Here is a 24,822-nt window from a genome sequence, read left to right as displayed (position 1 = left end):
TGCCATGCCAGCCTTGATTGTGGGCGGATGTGCCGGACCGTTGTCGACGCTCGACACCGCAGGCCCGGCCGCGCGTGACATTGCGACCTTGTGGTGGGTCATGCTGGGTGGCGCGTTCATCCTGGCGTTCTTCACCCTCGGCCTGCTCGCCTGGGCGCTTCGCCGTCGCGGGCGCGAGGGTAATCACCGGGGCAGTACGGGCTTCTGGATCGGGGGGCTGGGCCTGGCGATGCCTTCGGTCGTGCTGCTGGGGTTGCTGATCTATGCGCTGGTGATCGGGGAGCGCACGATCGCGCGCCCGGTGCCGGACGCGGTGGTGGTCGAGGCAACCGGCCACCAGTGGTTCTGGACGTTCCGCCAGCCCGGCGCCTCGGGCGCGATCACGACGCGCAATGTCCTCCACATTCCGGCAGGTCGCCCGGTCGATGTCCGGATCGCGTCTGCCGACGTCATCCACAGCTTCTGGGTGCCGCGGCTGGGCGGCAAGATGGACGCCATCCCGGGCCAGGTGAACGTGCTGCGGATCGAGGCGAGCGCACCCGGGGTGCTTGAGGGGCAGTGCGCGGAATTTTGCGGCGTGGGCCATACCGGCAACCGCTTCCGCGTGATCGTCCACGATGCCGCCGGTTGGGCAACATTCCAGCGGACCGCCGCCCGATGAGCATGAACGTACTGCAACGCCACCGCGTGCTGGACGCTATCTGGGGCGCGCCCAAGGGATGGCGCGGGACGATCTCGACGGTGAACCATTCTACCATCGGCATCCGCTTCATCCTGGCCGCGTTCGGATTTTTCGCGGTGGGCGGTGTGCTGGCGATGCTGATCCGGGCGCAGCTCGCGACCCCGGACAGCGCCTTTGTCGGCCCTGCCATCTACAACCAGCTTTTCACGATGCACGGCAGCATCATGATGTTTCTGTTCGCCATCCCGATGTTCGAAGGGCTGGCGCTCTACATGCTGCCCAAGCTGCTGGGCAGTCGCGACATGGCGTTCCCGCGGCTCTCGGCCTATGGCTGGTGGTGCTACCTTTTCGGCGGCACCATCCTGCTCGTGGCGCTGGTGTTGGGGGTCGCACCCGACAGCGGCTGGTTCATGTACACGCCGCTCTCCTCCAAGGTGTATACGCCCGGCATCAATTCCGACGTCTGGCTGCTCGGCATCACCTTTGTCGAGATTTCGGCCGTGGCGGCAGCGATCGAGATCGCCGTCTCCGTTCTGAAGATCCGCGCGCCCGGCATGCGGCTTGATCAGATGCCGCTGTTCGCCTGGTACCTGCTCATCACCGCGCTGATGATGATCGCGGCGTTCCCGCCGCTCATCCTGGGCTCGATCCTGCTGGAGGTGGAGCGGGCATTCGACTGGCCGTTCTTCGACCCGACCCGCGGCGGCAGCCCGATGCTGTGGCAGCATCTGTTCTGGCTGTTCGGCCATCCGGAGGTCTACATTATCTTCCTGCCGGCGGCGGGCGTGATTTCCACGGTGCTCCCGGTGATGGCCCGCACGCGTATCCTCGGCTATGGCTGGATCGTCGCCGCGTTGCTGGCGCTCGCCTTTCTCAGCTTTGGGCTGTGGGTCCACCACATGTTCACGACCGGCATCCCGCACATGGCGCTGGGGTTCTTTTCCGCGGCGTCCGCGCTGGTGGCGATCCCGACCGCGATCCAGATCTATGCGTGGATCGGGACGCTGTGGAACGGCCGACCGGAGCTCAAGCTCCCGATGCTCTACCTGCTGGGGTTCTTCTTGGTCTTCATTCTGGGTGGGCTGACCGGCGTCATGCTGGCGATGGTGCCGTTCGACTGGCAGGCCCACGACAGCTATTTCGTGGTCGCGCACCTTCATTACGTGCTGGTGGGCGGGTTCATCTTCCCGATGCTGGCGGGCGCATATTATTGGCTTCCCCATTTCACCGGCCGGAGGCGCGTGCAGAAGCTGGGGGAGGCGGCGTTCTGGCTGATCCTGGTCGGCTTCAACGTCACCTTTTTCCTGATGCACCTCACCGGCCTGCTCGGCATGCCACGCCGCATCTATACCTATACTGACGACATGGGCTGGACCTGGCTCAACCTGCTGTCGTCGGTCGGCAGCTTCATCATGGCGTTCGGCTTCGCGCTGTTCGCGGTCGATGTCGCGCTGCAGATCTTCCTCGGGCGCCGGGCGCGCCGTAATCCATGGAACGCCGGCACCTTGGAATGGGCAATGCCGCTCCCAGCCACCGCCTATAATTTCGGCAGTCAGCCTCACGTCGAGAGCCGCGAGCCCCTGTCCGACGATCCCGAACTCGCACTCAAACTGGCGCGCGGCGAGGGGTATCTGCCGGACACCCGGCACGGCTGGCGCGAGACCATGGCCGTGGATTCAGCCACCGGCGCAGTCGACCATGTCGTGGTCCTGCCGGGGAACACTCGCCTCCCGATTGTCACTGCAGTCGTTACCGGCGCGTTTTTCCTGTCGCTCCTGTTCGGTTATTACTGGCTCGCGCTGCTGCCGATGGCCGGGGTGGCGGCGCTAGCGTGGCGGTGGGCATGGGTGCTTGGCTCGCGGTCGGACGTAGGCATGGTCTCGATCGGGCGCGGCCATGCTGCCCCTATCCACCGCGAGGTGCGCGGATCCCCGGGCTGGTGGGGTGGTACGCTGCTCCTGGTGTCCGATGGCACGCTCTTCGCCTCGCTGCTGTTCGGCTATGCGTTCCTCTGGGTAGTCGCGCCCAACTGGCCGCCGCCGGTGCGGATCGACGGGGGACTCCTGCCAAGCCCGATTGCTGGCGTTGCGGCAGTCGGGGGCGCGCTCCTCATTCACCAAGCGCATCGTCACGTCGCGGCAGAGGCGCTGGATACCGCCCGGCCCCTCGCGCTCGGGGCCGCCTCCGCGCAACTGGGCGTCATGGTCGCGTTGGTGGCGCTCGGCGTTTCTGCGCTGCCCGCCCCCCAGAGCCACGCCTATGCCGCAGCAAGCTGGGCGCTCATTGTCTATGGCGTGCTCCACGCGTTCATCGCGCTGTTTGGTGCCGCGTTCGTGTACGTCCGTATCGGTGCCGGGTACGTCTCGGCCGCCCGATCGCAGGAAGCCACCACCGCGCGGATGTTCGGCGGCTATTCGGCTGCGACGACGATCCTCGTCCTGCTGTGCCTGATGGTGCCAGAGGTGCTCGCATGATGTTCTTGGCGCGCGCGAGCGCAGGCCTGTGGATCTGGGCCGTCGGCTTCACCCTGCTCTATAGCCTGCACGGCATCGGCTGTGCCGGCGGCCTGAACCGCATCCCGCTCGCATTCGGGACGGTGTTCAGATGGGCGATGGTGGGGACATGGCTGCTGCTGTGTGCCGCCGCGGCAGCGTCGATCTGGTGGGCCGGCCGTGCCCCGCCGGGGATGCAGCGCCGCCTGGCGACCGTATCCGCGTGGGTCGGGTTCGGGGGAACGATTGTCACGGGGATGCCGGTCGTCCTTGCTTCGGCCTGCGTCTGACGCTCGCTGGCCTCATGCGTAAAAGCAAGACTCTCCTGCCGCGAGTATCCACCTGCTCAAAGTCCGGTGGGTTGCAACTGAAACACAATACCGAAAAAAATCCGACATCATCGCAAAGTGATCTATGCGCCTGATCGCAGCAAGAGCATAGTCCCTGGCCTAAAACTGGCTCGCGCTCGCATGGCCGACGTACGGTACCATCTTGCCGGCATTACCGCACGGTAAGAAGCGACAGACATCGAGGACGCCGAGGATGAAGAATGCCGACTGCCTCGCGGAATTGGTCGAACGAGACGCGTGGCTTGATCTGTTCGACGCCGCGCCGCAGAGCGTGCGAGAAAGCCTTGGCCTCGTGAGCGCAACGATAGGCGGAATGAGTGTCCTAGGATGCCGTGCACTTCCTATCACTGAACTTAATCGTGCGATGGCGGTCGGTGTAGAACGCGCGCCGTCCCGTGAGGAGCTTGATGCGGCAATCAAATGGCTAGATGCGTATGCGATGTCCTGGGCGCTACAGGTCGCGCCGACGACGAAAGCTTCTGCGATCCATGAGACCCTCCGCTTCGAGGGCTTGGCACCGACAGGATCTGGATGGGCGAAATTCGTCCGGACGGAAGGTGCGCCTGCGTTGGAGCCGCTAGACCGGAAGGTGCAGGTTGAGGCTGTAGGGCCCGCTGTAGCCGAGATGTTTGGCGCGACGGTGGCGGGAGGGTTCGGACTACCGAAAGATTGCGCAACCTGGTTTGCGGTACTCGTCGACCGTCCCTCGTGGCGGTGTTTTCTCGCGACGATTGACGGCCAGCCGGTGGGCGGCGGCACCATGTTCGTTCAGGGAGGCTGCGCGTGGTTCGGCATCGAAGCCACCTTCCCGGCGTATCGGGCCCGGGGAGTTCAGCAACACATCATCGCCGAGCAAGTCAGGGCTGCGGCTGCGATGGGGGCGCACCTACAGACTTGCGAAACCGGACAACCGACCCACCGTGACGACCCGGGCTTTTCTTCGTATCGCAATCAGGAACGTGCAGGCTTCACGTACGCGTACATGCGTCCGAACTACAAACGAACAAGCTAGCCGCTGGCGACCCGAGGTGTGGCGGGCGATTGCCCCAGCATCACGACCTCCGTTGCCTTACGATGCCTTTCAGGCGTTGGATTCCGCCGTCTGCCACGAGAGCCCGTTTTCCAGTCAGGTCACCCATCGCCAGTTCCCTTCTGTTCGTATGCAAAGATGCTTGCCAGTGACGGGCAGGAGAGCCGTCGCTCGCCATCCCCCAGAACGGTACTGGCTCCGCACGCCCCCTGGTTGCAGCCCTTCTTCGTGCCTGCGAGACCGAGTTGATCGCGCAGTAGATCCAGGGCGACACACGAGTATCAGAAGGCGGCGCCTTCTTCGCACGAGCTGAATAGGACTTGGAAATCGATTCGTGCCGCTCGTCAGAGAGGCGCAATCTAGCTCGGCTCATCCACTGGGCTATTGCCGGATTGCGCCCGTGTTTCGATTTTGCGGTTGCGTTGTTTGGCTCAGTAAACAACGATCGCGTGGTGGTCTTGGGGAGAGCGCAAGAGGCAAGAATCGGCGGGAGGTACACTTGAGTACTCACGAATCGCCTACCGAACCACTTGGCTCAACTGCTTCCGGTTTCGAGAAGCCATCGGCAATCGCGATAGCGGAGATGCTTGATATGGCGCTTCCGCTCGTCGATCACGAGCTGAAGAATGGCACGCTCCTCACGCGGCCGCTGGTTCACGGCGAGTTGCACGCAAGCCTCCCACCGCTCGATGCGCATGTCGTGCTGACCTATTATGGCACTGCTCAGAAGGCAATGTGGCGGCAGGGTGCGCAGCGTGTGGTGACGCGTACGAGACGCGGGTCAATCTCGCTCCTTGCAGCCGGTGAAGACGGCCACTGGGATCAAGACGGACCCGTTGAAGTGTCGCACGTCTTTCTGTCACGCCCGCGCCTCATTGCCGCTGCCGAGGCTCTGTCCCTGCCAAAGCCGGTTGAGTTGATCAGCCGCTTCTGCGTCGACGACCCCACCACTGCGCGCATATTGGAGATCCTCGGCAAGGACGCTGGCAGCACCGACCGGTCGGCGTGTTTGTTCGTCGAGCAGGCTGTGGACCTGCTATGCACACAGCTCATTCGGTCACACTCTTCCCACGGCGTTACCACCGCACAGGCTCCCCCTCGCGGGCTTCCTGACAGGCAAGTGAAGCGCGTCACCGACTATATGGCCGCATCGCTAGATCGGCAGATTGGCCTTGATGAGCTGGCAGGGCTGGTGGGGCTCAGCCGCTTTCACTTCTGTACGTCGTTGAAGGCCGCCACAGGGATGACCCCGCACGAATGGTTGACGAGTCTTCGCATGCAGCGTGCCCGCGAATTGCTCGCTACCACGGATTGGCCAATCATCGCGATTGCTCTGGAAGTGGGATACCAGACCCCATCGGCTTTCGCCGCCAGTTTTCGTAAAGCCTGCGAGACAACACCTACGGCTTATCGGCACGAGGTGGGCGGCCGAAGGTTCGTTTCCCCCGCTAAGGCCGCTATTCCGTCGACTTCGCAGGGTTATGCCCGGTAGCAGTGCAGCGATGCCGCCTTAGCGTTCGTCTACTTCATTGGGTGTTTTGTGGTGGACGGTTGCGACAGGGGTCACGATCAAATTGTGCAGCCCGGACTTAGAAGGAGGTCGCCAAGCCTGAAGATGAACCAATGAGCCGTCCAAAGCACAGCTTCTTGGCTACCAGATGTCACGGCGGACCGGAGGAGGCGGTGGGAAGGGCCTTCGATCCGAGCACGTCGTCCGCCGGCCAAGCGGCCAGCGCTTGTTCGGCCACAGCTTCAAGCAACTCGCGGCTCATTCCGCCCTTTGCCTGAACGGCAATCCCCTGCGTGACGGTCATGATGAAGGCGGCAAGCGCATCGGGCGCGGCCGACTTTGGGAGGTCGCCTTCCGCCTGAGCTTTCTCAAGCCGCTCGCGGAGCCGTTCACGGCCCGCCGCCCTGAATTCGGCGAGGGCCTTCCTAATAGGCTCCGCATCGTCCGACGATGCCACCGCCCCATTGATGCCAAGGCAGCCCATTCGGTCCTCGAAGCGGGTATTGTGGTCGACGGCTTTGCGCAGGATGTGGGTCACCACCTCTCGGGCTGTAGAGAGCCCAAAGGCCTCGGGAATATAGTCCAGGTAAAGCTCGCTGTAGCGCGCCAGCGCCTTGCGGAAGAGCGCTTCCTTGTTGCCAAACGCCGAATAGAGGGCAGGGCGTTCTACGCCCGTCGCCTTGACGAGGTCCGAATAGCTCGCGCCCTCGTAGCCCTTGCGCCAGAACACAGCGACGGCGGCGTCGAGTACCTTTTCCACGTCAAACTCGCGATGGCGACCCATCAGATCTGTCCCGAACTTTTCATAACGGCCATTATAATATTCTTGACACCTCGTGTCCAGTTTCCATATCGACCGTTATCGTAACGTCCGTTACGGAAAAAGGGACTAGGAGGTAGAGTGAGATGACCGGATTCTTCAGTGCGGAGTCGACCGCCGACGAAGTGCTTGCCGGCGTAGACCTGAAGGGAAAGCGCATTTTGGTGACCGGGGCTGCCTCCGGTATCGGGCGCGAGACGGCCCGCGCTCTGGTGGCGCATGGTGCTCACGTTGTCGGAGCCGTCAGGGATCTTGCGAAGGCGGAACTGGTCACGGCGCCCGTACGCGATGCCGCATTCGGGACTGGAGGAAGCCTGGAACTGGTTGAGCTCGACCTGGCATCGCTGCAGAGCATTCGTGCGGCCGCGGACAGGTTGATCCAAGAGGGGCAGCGCCTGGACGCGATCATCGCCAATGCCGGGGTGATGGCGACGCCCGCCGGCAAGACCGCCGACGGCTTCGAGACCCAGTTCGGTATCAATCATCTCGGCCACTTTGCGTTCGTCACGCGGATCGAACCGCTGCTTGTCGACGGCGGGCGGCTCGTGGTGCTTTCGTCCCAGGCACATCGCGTGGCGGACGTCGATCTGGAGGATCCCAATTTCGAGCGGCAGGACTATGAGCCCTTTGTGGCATATGGCCGCTCGAAGACCGCAAACGCCCTCTTCGCCGTCGAGTTCGATCGACGTCACCGGTCGCGCGGCGTGCGGGCCGCTTCAGTGATGCCCGGCAACAGCCTGACCGATCTCCCGCGCCATTTCTCGGATGAAGAGCTGCAGGGATTGTTCGCCACCGTGGGCAGTGCGCGTGCAGCAGCGGGTCTTCCGCCTGCTGAGTTGAAGGACATCTCGCAGGCCGCTGCAACCAGCGTCTGGGCCGCTGTCGTGGCCGATCCTGAGGAGATCGGCGGCAAGTATCTTGAGGATGTTGCCGTGGCCACGATCAACGACACGCCCAATCCCTTCGCGGATGGCGTTCGCCTGTACGCGCTCGATCCCGACCGGGCCGCCCGGCTTTGGATAAAGAGCGAGGAACTAATCCGCGCCGCCTGAGGAGGAGTGGGAAGAGCGCTTTCGGACGGGGCGCTCTTCCTACTGCCGCTGATCGTCCCGTAGAAAAAGGGGGCTTTGAGAGTCATGAGCACCATCGGCATCATCGGTGCGGGCGAAGTCGGTAGCCATATCGCGCGTGCCGCGATTGCGAGCGGCTACGAGGTTGTCCTCGCCAACTCGCGAGGCCCGCAGACCCTAGAGGAGCTGATTTCCCAGCTTGGGCCATCCGCGAGGGCAGCCACTGCGGCGGAAGCTGCGGCGGCCGGCGACTTCGTCGTCGTCGCGGTGCCACTGAAGCTTGAAAACAACTTGCCCGCCGAGGCGCTCGCCGGAAAGGTCGTGATCGACACCAACAACTATATGCCATGGCGGGACGGCAATTATCCGGTCGTGGATTCCGGCGAGAAGACGGAGCATGAATTACGGCAGGAGCAACTTGCTGCCTCCAAGGTGGTCAAGGCTTTCACGCATATCCAGGCGCCCCGGATCCTCACATGGGGCAGGCCCCGTGGAGCACCGGACCGGCTAGCACTGACAGCATCCAGCAACTTTCCCGAAGCTGTCGAGATTGTGAGGCGTCTGTACGAGGAGTTCGGCTTCGACACGGTCAACAACAGTCCGCTCAGCGAGTCCTGGCGCACGCGTCCTGGCCAACCCGCCTGGAAACAAAGCGCCCAAACCAGGGCTGAACTGGAATTCAACCTCGGGCGGGCCAGGCGGATCGTCGCGACAGGACCGTCGTGATGCGCTCTGGGGCTTTTTTCGAGGTAAGTCTGGCGTGCGTACCGCGCACAACCTCCGGATTAAGGTTCCTCTTCTGGCGCCCGTCGATCTGCCAGATTCCTTGTTTCAGCGAACCCGAGGCTCGTACGTGACAGAAGCCGCTGCGCTACTTGCCGCAACATCCAAATGCTTGGCACAATCCGGCGACAGAGCCGGCCAACGGCGCAAGCCAACTCTCCTGGCGACGCTTTCCGCGCCCAAACCGCAAGCGCTCGAGTAGAAGCGTCGCCGATAATTCGAATGCCGTCGTTTCAATGGAGGTAGCAATGTCGAATCCAGATCTGCGAGACTTCTATGATCGCTACATCGCCGCTTTGAATGCGCGCGACTTTGCTATCATGGACAAGTTCATCCACGATGAGGTCACGCTCAACGGGAAACCGGTCGCGCGAGAGGACATCCTGGTGCTTCAGAAGCACGAGGTCGGTGCCGTGCCAGACCTGCACTGGGAGCTTATCAACCTGATCATCGATGGCGACCGTTTGGGGGCGCAGTTGGTGAACACGGGAACGCCAACCGAGACATTTGTAGGGGTTCGGCCTACCGGCGCTTCCTTCGAGGTCGTCGAATATGCGGCTATCAGGTCATTGATGGGCGCTTCAAGCACATGGCGGCGATCCATGACGCCGAGGCCGTGAAGCGGCAGTTAGGCAGCTGATCGCCGCCCATCACGGGCGTCAGCCCCGAGCAAACCATAACCACCAGAAGGAGTAGGCGGGCCGCGCGCAGACGCGTCGAAGCCAGCCGGCGATACTGGCGGAGGGCTCCTATGGCATCGGGCCTCAATCCCAGGAACGCCGCAAGGCCATTCGCTTCTCTGCGAGGAGATCACGTTGGCCCCGCGTGCTCGACTCCGACGCGGCTATCGCGCGCTATCAGGAGAAGCTCGATTTTCGGCCGGCCGCCAACGCCGAAGCGGTGGGGCTGAAATGGGTGTTCCTCGCACCTGCAGCTGATGACAGCTTTCAGATCGAGTTGGCCGCGTGGCGGGGTGCCGAGGAACGCCCGGGATAGTCAAAAAGGGCCCGAAGTGGCTCGGTCGCTGAGCGTTTAGCTTCCACGAACCTATGGGTGTCAGCAGTCACCACTGTTTGGCCTGAGATCCGATGGCTTCGATGCACCAGTCGATAAAGGCGCGGACCGCTGGCGAAAGGTGACGACTTTGCGGATACAAGAGCGAGAGCGGCACGGCGGGCCCCTCCACGCCGGGCAAAATCCGTACGAGACGCCCCTCGGCGACAGGCTCACTGACCATGTAGCTGGCGGCTCTGACGAGGCCCAGACCCGCTATCCCCGCGGCGACATACGCGTCGGTGTCGTCGACTGTTACAGGGCTCGGCAGGGAAACTGATTTCAGCTCATCGCCATCCTTGAAGGTCCAACTCGTGGGCCGCCCGGTTCGGCGTTCTGCGTAACCGACCGCCACATGACCGCGAAGATCCGACAACGCTGCGGGCTGCCCGAATTGCTGCAAATAGGCTGGTGACCCACACAAGTGCCAGCCGAATGTTCCCAAGCGGCGTACGATCAGGCTTGAGGGCTGCGGTTCTCCGGCCCGGATGACACAATCGATGCCCTGCTGCACGAGATCGATGATGGCGTCGCCGAGCTGAAGGTCGATTTCGATGTCGGGGAACCTCGCCGTGAATCGTGGGAGTGTCGGAATAACGAAGTATCGCGCGAAGGAAGGAGGCATGCTGGCGCGGATTGTGCCACGGACCGCGCGCATGCCCGATGCCACTGCGTTTTCGGCGACCTCAACCTCACGCAGGATGGCCTTGCTGCTGTCATAGAAGCGCATGCCTGCATCCGTGATGCTCAGCGTACGGGTGGTTCTCTTCAGCAGCTGAACGCCAAGATGCGTCTCAAGGTCTTTGATCGTCTTGGTAACCGTGGAGGGAAGCACGCGTAGCGTCTCGGCCGCGCGTTTGAAGCTCCCTGCTTCCACCACTCTCGCGAACGTCTCCATTGCGTGAAGCCGGTCCAATGCGCGTCCCTCCATTTTCGCCCTTTGGCATGGCTTGGTTCCCCAACGCACCCTATCGGACTATTCGCTAAACGCGAATAATCAAGTCAGTTCTGGCGCTCTTAACCGGCTCAGCAAGCACGCCAAATAGGTGCGGACACAGGCGCACCAACTCTGGTCCGTCTGCACGGAAGGGCCGGAACTATGCAGGAAGTTGTGACCGAGAGTAGCATCGGCTCCGATGCAAGCTCGTCAGCGAGCAGAAGTTCTCGTCAATCCTCCGGGTCGTCCGCGTCACGGACGGCGAGGATGCACTCAGCCGGGCACGCGACAGCGACTTTGGCTCGGCGGCTCGGTATAGTCCAGCAATGCCGCTCTCGCGCGAGCGCTCGCCGGCGGGATGGAGTCTCGCCGGTATGGGTGAACCAGCACCTCAGCTTCGGGCCCGAGGTGTCCCTGGCAGGTGCCAAGCAGTCCGGGTCCGCCTGGAGTGGTCGGAACTCGGCCCCGCAAAATCTTTCTCAACGTCATCAACCAAGCCGCATGAAATGACCATCCGAGTCCATCGAATGCTCGTTGAGCAGTGGAATTTGAAGGGAAATTTGAGATGAGTGATTCCAGAATAGATGCCAGCGGAGTGCTGGTGCTTGGTGCCGGTCAACTTGGAATGGCGGTCCTACGGGCACTTGCGCCTCGACTTCAGGCAGCGCAGTCGACGGCGACCGTTTTGATCGCGCCGAACGTACTGGACGCGCCATCGGAAGATGACGCGGCGAACCTCGCGGAGCTACGCGGGCTTGGAGTTGAGATGGTCCGTGGCGACCTTGTTTCGGACGAGCGGACGCTGACCCGGCTGTTCCGAGACTTCCGCACGGTGGTGAACTGCACCGGGTTCGTCGGCGGGCCTGGAACCCAGTTGCACATCAGCCGGGCAGTTCTTGCAGCGGGCGTGAAGCGTTATTTCCCGTGGCAGTTCGGTGTCGACTATGATGTTGTCGGACGTGGCAGCGGGCAGCCGGTCTTCGACGAACAATATGAGGTTCGGAAGTTGCTGCGGGGGCAGAGCGGTACCGAATGGGTCATCGTCTCGACGGGCATGTTTACCAGCTTTCTGTTCGAGCCGGCGTTCGACGTTGTGAACCTCGAAAAGCAGACTATCCATGGGCTCGGCAGCTGGGAAACGAAGGTTACAGTGACGACCCCCGAGGATGTCGGGAAACTCACCACCGAGATACTCCTCGCTGAGCCGCGCATCATCGACGAGGTGGTGTATGTCGCAGGCGACACGATTTCTTACGGAGATCTGGCCAAGGTGGTGGAACGGGTCACGGGCCGCACGTTTGAAAAGGCGGAGTGGAGCCTCCACAAACTCCGCTCAGACCTCGCGGCCGCTCCTGATGACGTGATGGCCAGGTACCGTGCCGCGTTCGGGCTGGGCGACGGCATGTGGTGGGACAAGTCCAAGACTTACAACGCGCGGCGCGGCCTCAGGACAGTTGATGTAGAGGAGTATCTTCGCGCGCGACTCCAGTGACCCATCTGCCTCCCGGTGCCCGCTCCCGCGGGCACCGGCTGTTCCAGGCGAAGACCCCTTCAGCCTTGCTGGCAGGGAGGCGGGTGACGGGCCGACATGTCGGTCGGCGTCGACTGCGTCCGCTCTCGCGATCTCCGCGGGCTCGTACGCGCGCGACGCGGACGCCATGGAGAAGTTTGCCCTTCGTCGCTCTTATCTCGGGCCCGGGATATTAAAACCGCCGTCGACCAAGATCGATTGGCCGGTGATGAAGCGCGCCTCGTCCGTGCATAGCCAGACCGCCGCGTCGGCTATGTCTTCTGGCGTTCCAATTCGCCGCAGGGCAGCGCGGGCGGCGAGGGCGGGGATGGCGTCGTCTCCGTGCGCCCTGAGCATTGGCGTGTCGATCACGCCGGGGTTGATGTTGTTGATCCGGATCCCGTGGGGGCCTGCCTCAAGCGCCACTGCGCGGATCATGGCGTCCAGGCCGGCCTTGCTCGCGGAATAACCGGAGCTGCCCACGGTCGCTGCCGTGGACAGGAAGGAGGACGTGTTGACGATCGCTCCCGAGCGTCCGGCCGTTATCATCGCGCGCAATGCTGCGCGGGTCATGAGCCACGGACCCTTCAGGTTGATGGCGATGAGTTCATCGAAGCTTTCTTCCGACATGGCGGTGATCGGTTCGAAGGATCCCATAATCCCGGCATTATTGAAGACGTGGTCGAGCCCGCCGAACCCGCTGACGGCGCGATCGACGACAGCGTCGACTTGCCGGCTGTTCGACACATCCGCCGCAACGACGATGGCCTCGCCGCCTGCAGCCTCGATTGCGTCGGCCGTGCGTCGCAATGGCGGTTCACGCCGACCGACGAGGACCACACTCGGGCACCCTCGCGGGCAAACGCTTTCGCCGATGCCTCGCCGATGCCGGTGCCTGCGCCGGTGATGATGCTCACCTTCCCGGCGAGCCGCTTCAATCCTTGATTATTCATCCTGAACCATGCTTTCCCTGCGGGTGAAACTCTTCTCGAGGGTAGTTTAGGAGCGAAGAGGGTTCGGCATAAGGCTGATTCCCGGCATGACGTTCATGAGTGAGGCCGAACAATGCGAAGGCGCCTGAGACCGGGAGAATATGCTGAAGCTCGCGCTTTCGTCGCGGTTGCCGAGGCCCGCAGCTTCCGCGCAGCTGCCCAAGAGTTGGGTCTGTCGGCATCCAGCATAAGTCATGCCGTTCGGGCCTTCGAAAGCCGCATCGGACACCGCCTTCTCAACCGTACAACGCGGTCCGTTACCGTGACTGAGGCCGGGCATCGCCTCTTGCAGGATCTTGCACTTGCCCTGGAGCTTATGGACGGCGCGGTGGCGGCAGCGGTGGCGCCGCGCGATGCACCTTTTGGCGTGGTAAGCCTTGCTGCGCCTCGACTGGCTGTCCAGCGGATCGTCACGCCTGCCGCGGGCCGCCTGGCCACAGAGTTCCCGCATGTTACTCTCGACGTGCGCACCCTCGAACAGCCCGGTGATCTCGAAGGCGGCTTCGACTTGGGAATCGGCCTGGGCGATGATGTAGCGCAAGATATGGTCGCAATGGACCTGACCGGACCCTTCACAACCGCTGTAGTTGGATCGCCCGCATACTTCGCGATCAACTCACCTCCGCAGCATCCTCGGGATCTAGCGCGTCACCGCTCGATCAACTGCCGCAGCGGACCCGGCGGTTCGCTCTACCGTTGGGAATTCGAGAGGGGCACTGAGGCCATCGCTCTGGACCTTGAGTGTGCCCTTGTAACCGACGATCCCGACCTCATGCTCCATGCCGCGCTTGAGGGAGTTGGCCTGTGGCACGGGGTCGACTACATGGCCCAGCCGATGATCGAGAACGGGCGCTTGCTCAGGGTGCTGGTCGACTGGTCACCAATCTATGCTGGTTTCCACCTTTATTACGCGGCGGGAGCTCCACTTTCTCCTGCCGTACGAGCAGTTGTAAACGTGCTTACACGGGCCCGGGCGGACGCCGCGACTTAGCCCAGTATGCAAGCAGCCTCGGCTGGGCAATGAAACAATAGGCATCGTGGTCCCGCAGAAAGTCCGGTCATCTGCCGTCAATCCTGACGAGCACGACAGGATCCCGACGCTTCCGCGATCACGGTGACGTGGCTGGATCGACGGATATATGCATCCCACCCTTCTAGAGTAAGGTCGATGATCGTCAACAACTGGGCCTCATTGGCACCGTCCTGTGCCTGTACCTCTAGGCCGCTTCGAAGAACCTCTAGGAACAGAAGGAACCGGCCCGGATCTAACGATGGCGGGATTTCGCCACTGTCGAGAGCATCGTGAAGGCGCACTTCTAAGGTGTCGTCCCTCGGCGTGCCGTATTGCCGCTTGACGGTCCGCGCCGTGATGACCGGAACCGTCGAGGAGTTGGAGATAAAGCCGGAACCGGAACAAGGCTCGCCGACGGAGGAGTAGCCAAGCGCCTTGAGAAGGAACGTTCGGATGTGTTCTCTAAACGTGGTGGCGGAGAGGGGCCTGCAGTGGTCGAGTGACCGGGAATAGGTACGCTCTTGGATCTGCGAAGCCCCATAGATGCCGGGCTCCCACGCAAGTACATGCGTCATGACTGCCTCCTCCAGATGTGGAATTTCCTCTCCCGGGCGCCGTTCAGGCTAGTGGATACCCAGCCCGATGACGCCTTTTTGGCCGCATTGCCGCTTTGGCCGATGAGCCATCGGGAAACCACCAGCGCAGTCCCTAGGATGGCGCCGTTACTCCGGCTGTCCGCAAAATGCCGGGCAAGACGTCTAGTCATCCGCGGCTGGTCGTCTGCACCGCGATGATCGGCTTGATGCCGGTCAGACCTTTATGCGGAACAGTGTTTCTGCATTCCGGAACGCAATTCTTTCCTTTGCCTCACGTGGCAGATCCACTCCACGAAACCAGTCGGTTTGTTGCTTCATGTCTGCAAACGGGAAATCGGTGGCAAACATTATCCGATCTACATTGATGTGCTTTAAAAGAAGGTGAAGCAGTTCACTCCTGGGGAATGCGCTCGTTGTGAACCAGAAGTTCTCCGCAAAATATTGACTGATCGGCCGTTTCAGCGAACGCTCTGTAGGCTCGCCAAGATCTTCCGCGATACGCTCGAAGAAGAAAGGGAGGCCCTCACCCATGTGGCCGATGATGACCCTCAGCTTAGGGAATCTGTCAAAGACTCCTGTCATGATCATTCTAAGGGACTGGATAAGGACTTCCTGGTGCCACCCAAAGCCCGAACCGCTGAAAATATAGTCTTGGTACTCCTTGTTGTATTCCGGCCGACTTATGCGGTAATAGAGATTAAAGACGTCAGCGGGTGGGAAGCCGGGATGCAGGTATATCGGCACACCAAGGGCTTCGGCACGTGCCAGAACGGGCTCAAAGTCGGGGTGGTCGAGGAATCTCTTGCCGATGATCCCATTGGTCATGGCTCCCACAAAGCCATCTTCCCGAACGGCGCGTTCCAGTTCGTCCGCTGATGCCTTCGGGTCTTGCAGCGGCAAGGTTGCAAATGCTTGGAACCGCCCCGGATAGGTCGCCATCGGACCATCGGCTATCGTCTTGTTAAGGCGATAAGCAAAATCGATGCCTTTGCGACCGGGAACGTTCTGCACGCCTGGCGTATGTACGGAAAGTATTTGGACGTTGATCCCCGCCTTATCCATTGCTGCGACCCGAGGCTGACCCAGTTCGGCAAGACCAGTGGACTTGAGGTACTCCGCGTGATCAGCGTTGAAGGCGATATGCTCGATCAGTTCGAGGGTGGAATAGGTCTCTTCCGTGCCGATAAATGGCAGGTCTTGGTCGCGCAGCAAGATGTCCGAAGCCTCTGACGTGGCGGCGCTGGAGAGCGTGGCGGGCACGGATAATCCCGCACCAGCACCCAGTGCAGCCGCGCCACCCAGAAAATTGCGGCGCGCCATCGCCTGGCTTTGCTGAGTTCTTTTCATCGGGTTCATGTCAGTTTCTCCTCGGTCGCTGCCGAGCACCAAGTAGGTTCATGGCGCGCATCCTGCTGACTGCTGGCTTGGCGGAGCGCGACGCGTTTGATCGCTGCCTGGCTCGAGACTTTGGGAATGGCAAATCGCATGCCGGCTAGACGCCGGCTCAATCCTAAACCCGCATCGCAGGAGGGACCTTTCCGCCGGGCCGTCGCCTGGGTCCGAGAGGCGCAGGCTGGTTGAATAGCGCGATCTGGGTGAGGTGACGCCCGTCTTTCCCTCCATGTGGAGCTAGAGTCCGCCCATCAGAGGACGGGCGGAATGAAGCGGAAGCAGTTTTCGGAAGGGCAGATCATTGGCATCCTGAAGGAAGCCGCGACGGCGCGGTGATGACGGAGTTGTGCCGGCACCAGCGTGACTTCTCGGTTGCGCTCTACCAATCCAGAGCGCCCTCCTGCGGGATTTGCCTGGCGTGCAGCTACCCTCGATCCGCTGCCCCTGAGAGGGCTGGACGAATGCCTTGCGGAGCTCATCGCCCAAGAATGAACGTAACCGGCGCCTCCTGCGTGCAAGCCGGCAAAATGCCCATTCCGCCGGAGGACGCGGTGGCGGCGCATGGCGCCCTTCTCGAGATCATCATTCTTCCCTCTTCAACGCGTGTGACTTCGACATTGAGGGATCGGGTTGGCGCCGCGTGAACTATGGGGCGGCAAGCAAGAACTGAATTCAAAGTGAGCGTCTGCGCCTGGCGATGTCCGGGGAACATAGTCAATGCGCAGCACTGAAGATGTCGGCGTAAGCGGAGCCAAGGATTTTCTCATCCGCTAGTGCGGGTCTGCAATCCGGTTAGCGTCTCAGGGCAAAAGGAGACACCGATATGATATCTTGCCCCACGCAGCTTGATTGGCGTCAATCATCTTGACGCACAAAGCCTCGGCGTCTCGTTTGAAGTGCCGCCATCGTGCCGCCCGTCTGTATTCGAGCCGCGGCATTCCGGTCGTTATCTTGCAAAACTGAACGACGAGGCGCTCAGGCCCATTCCCGCAGCCTAATTCTCTGTAGGCGCGCGTCACGCGTCATTGTGAACCATTCACCACTCGATCCTAGCAAAACAAACGGGCTCGACAACAGCTTGTACGCTGAGCGCCGCCATCGAGGGAACTCGGTCGACACACTTATTTCTGGAAACCAACATGCGTCAAGAACTTCGCTTTTGTCACCGAACCATTGTTTCGGCCGGCGTTCTATTCTGGGCCACTTCCGCAGTAGCACAGACGTCAATGGAAGTTGTGCCGCCGCTCACGATTCCTGATCAGGCTCCGGTATCCATCGAGGACAGGGGCCCCGAAGAGGATCACATCACGATCGGCGCCGGCGGAATGTATCAGCCCGCCTATGCGGGATCGAGAAAATACGAGTTTCAACCGATCTTAGCGGTGGACATCAAGCGCGGTAGCTTCTTCGTCAACTTCGACAACGGGATTGGATTCGCGCCGATAGACAACGACACCTTTACGGTCGGCGGCGGTGTCGTCGTGGTTTTCGATAACTATGAACGGGAGGATGTACCGAACCGGTTCAACAAGATCGATATGGGAGCAGGTGCACGCGGCTTCGTTAGCGTCCGGCATTTCGGGTTCGAAGCCACGGCAGGCCTTACCCAAATATTCGCGGGCAGCACAAAGGGCATGCTCGCTGATTTCAGTCTATCCCGCGACATCATGGTAAACGAGCGGCTGTTCGTCACTTCCTCGATTGGGACGAGATGGGCGAACGCGAAGCACAATGACCGCTTCTTCGGCGTGAATGCAAGCCAGGCACAGGAATCGGGCCTTCCGAACTTCCGCCCGGGTGCGGGCTTCCTGGATGCGGAGGCAGAGCTTGGGCTGCAATACCGGCTGACCGACCATATCGGTTTGGGTGTGGCAGGCAGCATTTCGACGCTGCTTGGCAACGTCAAGGACAGCCCGATTGTCCGGAAGAAGACCGCCCCTTCCGGCATGGCGTTCTTGACCTACAGCTTCTGACCGGCCGGAGGATATGGGATTGGCGTCATCCAGATGGGGGCGGCCGTCGCGTCTCACGGACGCCGCCATGGCGCCTCGGGGCGAGGTCCGCAGTTCGCGAGAGCCGTTGATCGCGTCGCCGTCGCCTTCCGCGCGAAGCTAGCCTCCTCGATACCCGCAGGCGTACGGGGGAGATGAACGGATCACCGCTTCTGAGGCGCACTGAGGTTCGGCTGAACGGGGTCTAGGGCTTCGAATCGTACCATCCGTCCCGGACAGCTGGATGTCCGCAAGCCGCCGTTGCGCTAGTCCGGTCGATTGCGGCTAAGTAGCCGCGATGTTCAGCAAGACCTCGCGCGCCGTCCCGATCTTTGTTCTCATTGTCCTCGTCATAGCCGGCGGGGGATATTGGCTGTTGTCCGTGCTCGGTTGGCTCCAACCGGCGCAGACCGTCATCGGCTGGCAGGCGGCGCTTACTACCGTCGCCGGCGACGGGGTGCGGGGGCAGGCCGATGGCCCAGGGGCGGCAGCACGGTTCGGCGATCCATTCGCGGTGGCGATGGACGAGCGGGGGGTGCTCTATGTCGCCGACGCAGCGGACCGCGGTCGTGTCCGCAGAATCAGTCCCGAGGGCGTGGTCACAACGCTGCCCGGATCCTTCGACACGCCCTCCGGCCTCGCGATCGACAGGAAGGGCAATGTCATCGTCGCGGAGACCGGCGGGCATGTGATCCGGATGATCAGCCCGGAAGGTGCGGTCACGACCCTCGCAGGCACGGGCCTCCCGGGCTATCGCGACGGCCCCGGCTCGAGCGCGCAGTTCGACGGCCCGATCGGCGTCGCGGTCGACGCCAAGGGGAATGTCTATGTCGCCGACAGCTATAACGACCGCATCCGCCTGATCACCTCCGATGGCGAGGTGCGCACGGTGGCCGGGCAGAGCCAGCCGGGCTTTGCCGATGGCGCGGGCGTGACCGCTGCATTCGACACCCCCACCGGCATCGCGCTGGACCATGAAGGCGCGATCCTTGTCGCGGATACTGGGAACAATGCCATCCGGAAGGTGACGCCAGGCGGCGTCGCCTCGACCCTCGCGCGCACCGATCCTGACGATCCTGCCGGCCTGCTCAGGGGCGCGATCGGACTGGCGTCGACCTGGGATGGCTTCGTCTACATCGCTTCCTATCAGCGCGGCCGGATCGTGCAGATGTCGCCGCAGGGCGGGCTCAGCGTCCTGGCCGGTGAGGGGGCGGCGAGCCCAGGCAATGCCGAGTTGCGCCTGCTCGGGCCCTCCGGGGTGGCGGTCGATCGCAAGGGCGCGCTCTATGTCGCGGACCCTTCGGCTTTCGTAATCCGCAAACTCAGCCTTCGCACTGTCGATACGGGTCCCGACACCGTCCTAGCTGAAACCCAGCCTCCCGCGTTCGTCCGCACCCGGCCGTTTCCTTGGCCCTTTGCCCCACAATATGGATCGCATGAGGTGGTCGGCGTCATGGGGGAGGTGCGTGGGAATTATGAAGGCGAGAGCCGCCATCACCTCCACGCCGGTCTCGATATCAGCAAGCCCCTTGGCACGATCGTGCTGGCTGTCGCGGCCGAGACCGTGCGCGATCCACTTCCGAATTCTCGCGATGTCGGCGGCCTGAACGAGGCGCTGCGGATCGATCAGATGACCTATGTGCATATGCGCGTCGGCCGCACGCTCGATGACCAGCCGCTCGACGAAGCCCGCTTTCAGTTGATCCGCAATGCCGAGGGGAAAGTCGTGCGGGTGAGAATCCGACGGGGCACGCGCTTTGGCGTCGGCGATCGGATCGGGACGATCAACCGCATGGCGCATGTTCACCTGGAGCTGGGGCCGCCGCGCGGCAAGCTGAACGCGCTGGCGCTCCCATTCCCCGGTCTGTCCGACCACGTCTCGCCACGGATCGACGACGTGCATCTCCTTGACGGGCAAGGGCGCCGGCTGGATCGGATGCCCGACGGGCGCCTGCTCGTCCCCGCAGACAGCGGGCCGCTGGATATCGTGGCCGAGGCCTGGGACCAGGTGGACGGAAATGCGGCCCGTCGCCGCCTCGGCCTCTACAAGGCGGGCTTCCAGATCCTCAAGGCGGATGGGACGCCGGTGCGCGGCTTCGAACAGCCGCGGATCACGCTGGAGTTCGACCGAATGCCGCTGGCCCCCGACGCCGCGAAGATCGTCTACGCGCCCGCGAGCGGCGATACCGTCCACAGCGATCAGCGCACCCGGATGCTATACGTCGTCAGCAACCGGGCGCGGCATGGCCGAACCGAGAAGGTCGGCTGGAACCCGGCCGATCTGCCGGCTGGCAACTATGTCATCCGCATCCTTGCTGCCGATCGGATGGGTAATGTGGCGGTGTCCGGGCGAGACCTGCCGATTGCGATCCGGTGACAGAGGCGACCCTGGGTAAACATCAACGAGCGGTATGGTGCTTTCGATAGTTGAGCGTTCCGCGAGACCTGCGGGACGATAACCCGGACGAGGATGGCGCGGTCAGCATTCCGTTGCCCTGGCTCGCGAAGTTCAGTCTCCATTGCCTCGACTGAGGGTTGTAGAGCCGCAGCCGGCCGCCGCCTTACCGGCGGCCCGGATCTTCTGGCGGCGGAGGTGGCGCAGGTGTGACCGGGCACCAGCCGGGAGGACATGAGCGATCCCGACCAGGCCGCCCATCATCGAAATAGGCGTCGAGATACACTCGTGCTTGCTTCTGGCGGGCCATCTTCACCGTCGGCGCATCTAGGCGCACCTTGTCGAGCAGCGCCTTCAAAGCCCGTCGATCAGCGTTCTTCGGCGATACGTCCGCAAGATTGCAGTTCTCGAGTTGGCCAGACCGGGAGACACCGCAATCCCACTTCGCGCGGTAAGTCGGCTGAGAAGCCGCTTTGAAGAGACGCGCAATATCCCCTTCCGACGGCAGAGAGGCGAATGACACCTGCCCCGCGTCAACGGTTTCATCGGTGCTCAGATTCGCCTCTATGCTCGACCGGCCGATGTCAGCCGCCAAGGCGCTGATCGACCCACAGCTGGCGAGCAACGCTGCGAGTGCCAACTTCCGCGCCATGTCATTCTCCTTGAGCATCCCGATACTTTGATCGATATTTGCCACAACCAAGCCGAACCTAAGTCTTGTCTTACCCGCGTTGGTTGCGCGTCGCTACGCACTCCCTCCGCAAGCTTGGAGCGAGCCGGTCCGGGAAGCAGCCTCCTACTGATCGAGGAAATATCTATGCTTCTGCAGCGCCTCACGAGCGACAAGGACGACTATGACTACACTGCTGCCGCGGAACAGCGATTACACTCTGCCTGCAGGCTGTTGATACACCGTGTGCACGCTTCCAGCGCTCCCCGTTTCCGGTGGGCAGGAGGGCGCGTGATCCGACGTATTTTCAGCAGTATCCAGCGGCATGCGCGTGTGACGGAGGGAGTGGCCGGAAGACGCGGCTGAGTCCGGGCTCATGGGCTCTGCCGGCTGAGGAGCTCGCCGCGAAACACTTCCCGACGCGCTCACGATCCGGGTCCGCAGCGGCGTTGAGGCGGCGCTCGAGGGATGGAGCGCGCTGGTCGAGGCGCAGGGCAGGCTTGCCGCGGTCGACCATTACTTTGACGGCTTGACCGGCGACGCTTCGCACTCGCTGATCGCGGATCCGCAGAACATCGCGCTCTGCCGGGCGCAGATCCGGTACCAGAGCAAGGCGTTCGCCCTGACGGCGGGGCGGCAACGCATTGCCCCTTAACGATGCCGACTTACCAGGTAATTTCCACTCGATCAGTGTCGCGACACCGTCGAGCGGCATTACGGCACGCTTACCCCGCTACCCAAGCCCACGGCAACTTCCTTGATCGCTTCAACCATCCACCCATGGCCAGGGTCCTTGTCATTGCGCCGATGCCAATAGAGCCGTTCCTCGAGGACAGGCATGTCGAAGGGGACCGGAAGCGACCGTACATTATATCGCTCGCCCCGTTGAGCGACGAGCAGGGAGGGAACTATCGTTGCCATGTCAGTCTGGCTGATCGCATCTAAGGTTAGATGGAAGTTCGGAAGCCAGCCCGATACGTGCGGCTGTCTGCGTTGCTGTTGCCAAAGTTGCTCGCTGATACCCACGATTGTTCCGCCGAACCGAGTCTCAACATAATTCATGCCGCATAGTTCGTCAAAGGACAGGGTTTCGCCTACGTTAGGATTGGACTTTGCAATCGCTACTACAAACTCGTCGTCGAACAGCTTTATTGATTTCAAATGGGTATTATCCGGCTGCCTCCTCTTGATAAAGTTAGCGGAGATGGTGATTGCAAAATCGATATGGCAATCGAAGACTAGGTCGGCCGTATCGGCGGCCAGCTCCATGAACTGCACGCTGATGAGCGGCGCTACCGTGCGAAGTCTGGAGATCAGGGGCGTCGCGAGCAGCTCACAGCAATAGGTCGTCGCCGCCACGCGGAATACGCGCTCGGCGGAGAGTGGGTCGAACTGGCGCGATCCCTCGCTGAGCTCGCGGACTTGGGACAGGATGGACTGCACCGGCTCCGCGAGCGCGCGTGCTCGCGCCGTCAACTGCATGTCGCGGCCGACACGCTCAAGCAGCGGATCGCAGAAATAGCGCCGGAGCTTCTGTAGTGCAGCGCTCATCCCCGGTTGCGAGATGTTGATACGCTCTGCAGCTCGCGTGACGCTGCGCTCCCTCAGCAGCGCCTCCAGGGCTATCAGGAGGTTAAGATCCAGCCCCTCAAGGTTCATCGTCGTGTGACCTGTTCCGGCCTAGCGCCAGCCCAGGCGTGACGGCCGTCCATAGTTGCCGGATCATGTTGAGGGAATTCATAGCAGCCCGGCTCCCCAGCATCAACGCTGCTTATATGTACTATCGCTACAAGCGGTTTCCCAGGGCGCCGCCGCCAGTCTAATGCAGCCCATAGTATCGTTGATTACGCAAATGACTGGCTGTGCCATCTTAAAACACGAACATCATTATGAAGACCATACGGAGCGTGATGTTCGTCATGGCACATCGCAGGCGAGCTCGATCGACTCCGGTCTATATTCATAGGCTCTGTAGATATTCGCTCGTCAGGCGTCAGTAGCGCCTCGCTTCCCGATTCCGGAATCCCCAATGACTGACAAGTCGCCAAGCGTAGCCGGTTCCTCGGCAAGGTTTTCGCTAATAATCCTGCTTGCTGTGACTGTGGTTAGTCGAGTGGCCGCCTTCGGCACCCCTATTCTCTATACTGACGAGGAATTCTACTTCGCTGTCGGCGGAGCGATGGCCAACGGCGCGGTCCCGTTTGTTGACGTCTGGGACCGCAAGCCTGTCGGGCTGTTCCTCATCTACGCTGTGCCCGGAAAGCTCGGACTTCCCTTGGGTATTTGGTTCTACCAGATCATGGCGTTTGCATGCGTCGTGTCGACAGCCTGGCTGATTACCAGGATCGCTGCGAAAGCCGGCTGGGAGCGCGGGAGCACGATGGCCGGTGCCGCCTATGCTCTGTGGGTCGTCTTTGCGGGCGGCCAAGGGGGGCAGTCGCCCATCTTCTACAACGCACTGATGGCCCTCGCCGCCCTCTATATCCTCAATGCCGATGGTCCGAAGCGGCGACGCAACGGCTTGATCGGGATGAGCTTGGTGGGTCTGGCGCTCCAGATCAAATACTCGGTCGTGTTCGAGGGGATCTTCTTTGGACTGTGGCTGGTGCATCGCGAATGGCGCCAGTCCGGTCGCCTTAGCGTGGCCGCAGGTTGGGGCACGATCCTGGCCGCGGCCGCGCTGATGCCCACCGTGGTGGCGACGATGGTCTACGCCGGAACGGGGCATCTGCAGGAGTTCGTGTTTGCAAACTTTCAGTCGATCCTCACCCGGAATGGCGATCCGATACAGGAGGAGGTCGCCAACATCCTCAAGGCGGGTCTCATCCTGGCGCCCCTTGTCACGGTGGCGTTCGCTGGAGGCACCCCAAAGGCCGCTGAGCGCACTGGGGTTCACGGTTTCCTACGAGGCTGGCTGGCGGTGTCGCTCCTCGCCTTCGCCATTCTGCCGCCATGGACGTTCCACTATACGCTGCCCGTCGTGCTGCCCGCCTGCACATTGGCTGCTGGCTCCTTCAGTCGTCCCGACCGGAAGGTGGTCTCCTTCTCGTTGCTGCTCGCAGGTGCAATCGCGGGTCAGGTGAGCCTGGCGGTCAACCGCTCTCAGCGCGGCACGCCCCACGAGTTCGCGCGCCTAGTCGATTCCGTTGGACGGGGTCCGGGCTGCCTTTACGTCTATTCTTCTTCCAGCATGCTGTATCCAGCGACTGGCCGATGCGCTGTTTCCCGCTACGTCTTCCCGAGCCATCTTACTCGAGCCCGGGAAGCGGGAGCTATCGGCGTCGATCAGGCATCTGAAATTCGACACGTCTTCTCGGCGAGGCCCGAAGTGGTGGTCATGGGGCCACCCTACGATGGCGAGCGACCTGAGATCCGCTCTTTGGCCCTGGAACTGTTGGCTCAAAGCTACCGTCTCGAAGGCCGAGTGAAGTTGGGGCGCAAGCGCGTGTCTACCTACAGGCTCCGCGAGCGTCCAAGCATCTCGGCGCAAGCCGTCAGTGCGAATTCGAAGACGCCGGGACGTGCATAGCTGATCCA

At 62.1% G+C, this 24,822-nt stretch carries 22 protein-coding genes and 1 pseudogene; 15 read left to right on the top strand and 8 right to left on the bottom strand.

Annotation, left to right across the window (positions count from 1 at the left end):
• The first annotated feature begins 4 nt into the window (after positions 1-4).
• The 4 genes from coxB (at position 5) to QP045_RS10045 (ending at position 4,536) form a co-directional block, all read left to right on the top strand.
• Entirely contained in the window at positions 5-661 is a 657-nt protein-coding gene (coxB, locus tag QP045_RS10060; RefSeq protein ID WP_422514848.1) for a cytochrome c oxidase subunit II, read from the top strand.
• The gene (gene ctaD, locus QP045_RS10055) at positions 658-3,156 is read left to right on the top strand and encodes a cytochrome c oxidase subunit I (protein WP_422514847.1); all 2,499 of its coding nucleotides are present in this window, start codon (positions 658-660) and stop codon (positions 3,154-3,156) included. Before coxB ends, ctaD begins: the two co-directional genes overlap by 4 nt.
• The gene (locus QP045_RS10050; RefSeq protein ID WP_422514846.1) at positions 3,153-3,464 is read left to right on the top strand and encodes a hypothetical protein; all 312 of its coding nucleotides are present in this window, start codon (positions 3,153-3,155) and stop codon (positions 3,462-3,464) included. The genes ctaD and QP045_RS10050 overlap by 4 nt, the downstream gene beginning before the upstream one ends.
• A 253-nt stretch (positions 3,465-3,717) precedes the next feature.
• Entirely contained in the window at positions 3,718-4,536 is an 819-nt protein-coding gene (locus QP045_RS10045) for a hypothetical protein (protein ID WP_422514845.1), read from the top strand.
• A gap of 161 nt (positions 4,537-4,697) precedes the next feature.
• Here the strand turns inward: QP045_RS10045 and QP045_RS10040 are convergent.
• A pseudogene (locus QP045_RS10040) lies at positions 4,698-4,828 on the bottom strand ((2Fe-2S)-binding protein); the annotation flags it as partial.
• A 309-nt stretch (positions 4,829-5,137) separates the two neighbouring features.
• Between QP045_RS10040 and QP045_RS10035 the strand changes: the two are divergent.
• Positions 5,138-6,046 carry a helix-turn-helix domain-containing protein gene (locus QP045_RS10035; protein ID WP_422514844.1) on the top strand — a complete coding sequence of 303 codons (909 nt, stop codon included), beginning with the start codon at positions 5,138-5,140 and terminating at the stop codon, positions 6,044-6,046.
• A gap of 169 nt (positions 6,047-6,215) precedes the next feature.
• Here QP045_RS10035 and QP045_RS10030 read toward each other — a convergent pair whose 3' ends face one another.
• Positions 6,216-6,848, bottom strand: coding sequence for a TetR/AcrR family transcriptional regulator (locus QP045_RS10030; RefSeq protein ID WP_422514843.1), 633 nt, complete (start codon positions 6,846-6,848; stop codon positions 6,216-6,218).
• 122 nt (positions 6,849-6,970) lie between these two features.
• Between QP045_RS10030 and QP045_RS10025 the strand changes: the two genes are divergently transcribed.
• The 4 genes from QP045_RS10025 (at position 6,971) to QP045_RS10010 (ending at position 9,733) form a co-directional block, all read left to right on the top strand.
• Positions 6,971-7,936 (top strand): SDR family NAD(P)-dependent oxidoreductase, encoded by a 966-nt coding sequence (locus QP045_RS10025; protein ID WP_422514842.1) that lies wholly within the window; start codon positions 6,971-6,973, stop codon positions 7,934-7,936.
• 84 nt (positions 7,937-8,020) lie between these two features.
• A complete protein-coding gene (locus QP045_RS10020; RefSeq protein ID WP_422514841.1) occupies positions 8,021-8,680 on the top strand; it encodes an NADPH-dependent F420 reductase in 660 nt (219 codons plus the stop codon).
• 305 nt (positions 8,681-8,985) lie between these two features.
• Positions 8,986-9,357: an ester cyclase gene (locus QP045_RS10015; protein ID WP_422514840.1), complete on the top strand. Its 372-nt coding sequence runs from the start codon at positions 8,986-8,988 to the stop codon at positions 9,355-9,357.
• 205 nt (positions 9,358-9,562) lie between these two features.
• A complete protein-coding gene (locus QP045_RS10010; protein ID WP_422514839.1) occupies positions 9,563-9,733 on the top strand; it encodes a hypothetical protein in 171 nt (56 codons plus the stop codon).
• A 67-nt stretch (positions 9,734-9,800) separates the two neighbouring features.
• Here the strand turns inward: QP045_RS10010 and QP045_RS10005 are convergent, their stop codons facing one another.
• Positions 9,801-10,688, bottom strand: coding sequence for a LysR substrate-binding domain-containing protein (locus QP045_RS10005; protein ID WP_422514838.1), 888 nt, complete (start codon positions 10,686-10,688; stop codon positions 9,801-9,803).
• Between the two features lie 604 nt (positions 10,689-11,292).
• Here QP045_RS10005 and QP045_RS10000 point away from each other — a divergent pair.
• Positions 11,293-12,219 (top strand): aromatic alcohol reductase, encoded by a 927-nt coding sequence (locus QP045_RS10000; protein WP_422514837.1) that lies wholly within the window; start codon positions 11,293-11,295, stop codon positions 12,217-12,219.
• A gap of 192 nt (positions 12,220-12,411) precedes the next feature.
• Here QP045_RS10000 and QP045_RS09995 read toward each other — a convergent pair whose 3' ends face one another.
• On the bottom strand, positions 12,412-13,113 hold the full coding sequence (locus tag QP045_RS09995; RefSeq protein WP_422514918.1) for an SDR family NAD(P)-dependent oxidoreductase: 702 nt from the start codon (positions 13,111-13,113) through the stop codon (positions 12,412-12,414).
• 189 nt (positions 13,114-13,302) lie between these two features.
• Here QP045_RS09995 and QP045_RS09990 point away from each other — a divergent pair, with 189 nt between their 5' ends.
• Positions 13,303-14,220, top strand: coding sequence for a LysR family transcriptional regulator (locus QP045_RS09990; protein ID WP_422514836.1), 918 nt, complete (start codon positions 13,303-13,305; stop codon positions 14,218-14,220).
• Positions 14,221-14,297: 77 nt separating this feature from the next.
• Here QP045_RS09990 and QP045_RS09985 read toward each other — a convergent pair whose 3' ends face one another.
• Positions 14,298-14,816, bottom strand: a complete 519-nt coding sequence (locus QP045_RS09985) for a hypothetical protein (protein WP_422514835.1) — start codon at positions 14,814-14,816, stop codon at positions 14,298-14,300.
• Positions 14,817-15,050: 234 nt separating this feature from the next.
• Positions 15,051-16,193, bottom strand: coding sequence for an amidohydrolase family protein (locus QP045_RS09980; protein ID WP_422514834.1), 1,143 nt, complete (start codon positions 16,191-16,193; stop codon positions 15,051-15,053).
• 1,175 nt (positions 16,194-17,368) lie between these two features.
• Between QP045_RS09980 and QP045_RS09975 the strand changes: the two genes are divergently transcribed.
• Both QP045_RS09975 and QP045_RS09970 read left to right on the top strand, forming a co-directional pair.
• Entirely contained in the window at positions 17,369-18,202 is an 834-nt protein-coding gene (locus QP045_RS09975; protein ID WP_422514833.1) for a MipA/OmpV family protein, read from the top strand.
• Between the two features lie 316 nt (positions 18,203-18,518).
• On the top strand, positions 18,519-20,597 hold the full coding sequence (locus QP045_RS09970) for an NHL repeat-containing protein (protein WP_422514832.1): 2,079 nt from the start codon (positions 18,519-18,521) through the stop codon (positions 20,595-20,597).
• Positions 20,598-20,781: 184 nt separating this feature from the next.
• Here the strand turns inward: QP045_RS09970 and QP045_RS09965 are convergent, their stop codons facing one another.
• On the bottom strand, positions 20,782-21,312 hold the full coding sequence (locus tag QP045_RS09965; protein WP_422514831.1) for a hypothetical protein: 531 nt from the start codon (positions 21,310-21,312) through the stop codon (positions 20,782-20,784).
• Positions 21,313-21,814: 502 nt separating this feature from the next.
• On the opposite strand from QP045_RS09965, the gene QP045_RS09960 reads away from it, so the two are divergent.
• The gene (locus tag QP045_RS09960; protein WP_422514830.1) at positions 21,815-21,940 is read left to right on the top strand and encodes a hypothetical protein; all 126 of its coding nucleotides are present in this window, start codon (positions 21,815-21,817) and stop codon (positions 21,938-21,940) included.
• A gap of 59 nt (positions 21,941-21,999) precedes the next feature.
• Here the strand turns inward: QP045_RS09960 and QP045_RS09955 are convergent, their stop codons facing one another.
• Positions 22,000-22,944, bottom strand: coding sequence for a LysR substrate-binding domain-containing protein (locus tag QP045_RS09955; protein WP_422514829.1), 945 nt, complete (start codon positions 22,942-22,944; stop codon positions 22,000-22,002).
• A gap of 370 nt (positions 22,945-23,314) precedes the next feature.
• Between QP045_RS09955 and QP045_RS09950 the strand changes: the two genes are divergently transcribed.
• Entirely contained in the window at positions 23,315-24,814 is a 1,500-nt protein-coding gene (locus QP045_RS09950; protein ID WP_422514828.1) for an ArnT family glycosyltransferase, read from the top strand.
• Positions 24,815-24,822: the final 8 nt, after the last annotated feature.

The organism is Sphingomonas sp. 3-13AW (assembly GCF_049311085.1).
GTDB lineage: Bacteria > Pseudomonadota > Alphaproteobacteria > Sphingomonadales > Sphingomonadaceae > Sphingomonas.
The sequence above is the reverse complement of the archived record's forward strand: the minus strand, read 5'-3'. Positions and strand labels throughout refer to the sequence as shown.

Excerpts from the sequence above, each read along its gene's own strand:
- coxB (WP_422514848.1), top strand. The coding sequence starts at position 5 with ATGCCAGCCTTGATTGTGGGCGGATGTGCCGGACCGTTGTCGACGCTC.
- QP045_RS09950 (WP_422514828.1), top strand. The coding sequence starts at position 23,315 with ATGACTGACAAGTCGCCAAGCGTAGCCGGTTCCTCGGCAAGGTTTTCG.
- QP045_RS09985 (WP_422514835.1), bottom strand. The coding sequence starts at position 14,816 with ATGACGCATGTACTTGCGTGGGAGCCCGGCATCTATGGGGCTTCGCAG.
- QP045_RS10050 (WP_422514846.1), top strand. The coding sequence starts at position 3,153 with ATGATGTTCTTGGCGCGCGCGAGCGCAGGCCTGTGGATCTGGGCCGTC.
- QP045_RS10030 (WP_422514843.1), bottom strand. The coding sequence starts at position 6,848 with ATGGGTCGCCATCGCGAGTTTGACGTGGAAAAGGTACTCGACGCCGCC.
- QP045_RS10005 (WP_422514838.1), bottom strand. The coding sequence starts at position 10,688 with ATGGAGACGTTCGCGAGAGTGGTGGAAGCAGGGAGCTTCAAACGCGCG.
- ctaD (WP_422514847.1), top strand. The coding sequence starts at position 658 with ATGAGCATGAACGTACTGCAACGCCACCGCGTGCTGGACGCTATCTGG.
- QP045_RS10025 (WP_422514842.1), top strand. The coding sequence starts at position 6,971 with ATGACCGGATTCTTCAGTGCGGAGTCGACCGCCGACGAAGTGCTTGCC.
- QP045_RS10045 (WP_422514845.1), top strand. The coding sequence starts at position 3,718 with ATGAAGAATGCCGACTGCCTCGCGGAATTGGTCGAACGAGACGCGTGG.
- QP045_RS09970 (WP_422514832.1), top strand. The coding sequence starts at position 18,519 with ATGTTCAGCAAGACCTCGCGCGCCGTCCCGATCTTTGTTCTCATTGTC.
- QP045_RS09980 (WP_422514834.1), bottom strand. The coding sequence starts at position 16,193 with ATGAACCCGATGAAAAGAACTCAGCAAAGCCAGGCGATGGCGCGCCGC.
- QP045_RS10000 (WP_422514837.1), top strand. The coding sequence starts at position 11,293 with ATGAGTGATTCCAGAATAGATGCCAGCGGAGTGCTGGTGCTTGGTGCC.
- QP045_RS09955 (WP_422514829.1), bottom strand. The coding sequence starts at position 22,944 with ATGAACCTTGAGGGGCTGGATCTTAACCTCCTGATAGCCCTGGAGGCG.
- QP045_RS09975 (WP_422514833.1), top strand. The coding sequence starts at position 17,369 with ATGCGTCAAGAACTTCGCTTTTGTCACCGAACCATTGTTTCGGCCGGC.
- QP045_RS10020 (WP_422514841.1), top strand. The coding sequence starts at position 8,021 with ATGAGCACCATCGGCATCATCGGTGCGGGCGAAGTCGGTAGCCATATC.
- QP045_RS10015 (WP_422514840.1), top strand. The coding sequence starts at position 8,986 with ATGTCGAATCCAGATCTGCGAGACTTCTATGATCGCTACATCGCCGCT.
- QP045_RS10035 (WP_422514844.1), top strand. The coding sequence starts at position 5,138 with ATGCTTGATATGGCGCTTCCGCTCGTCGATCACGAGCTGAAGAATGGC.
- QP045_RS09990 (WP_422514836.1), top strand. The coding sequence starts at position 13,303 with ATGCGAAGGCGCCTGAGACCGGGAGAATATGCTGAAGCTCGCGCTTTC.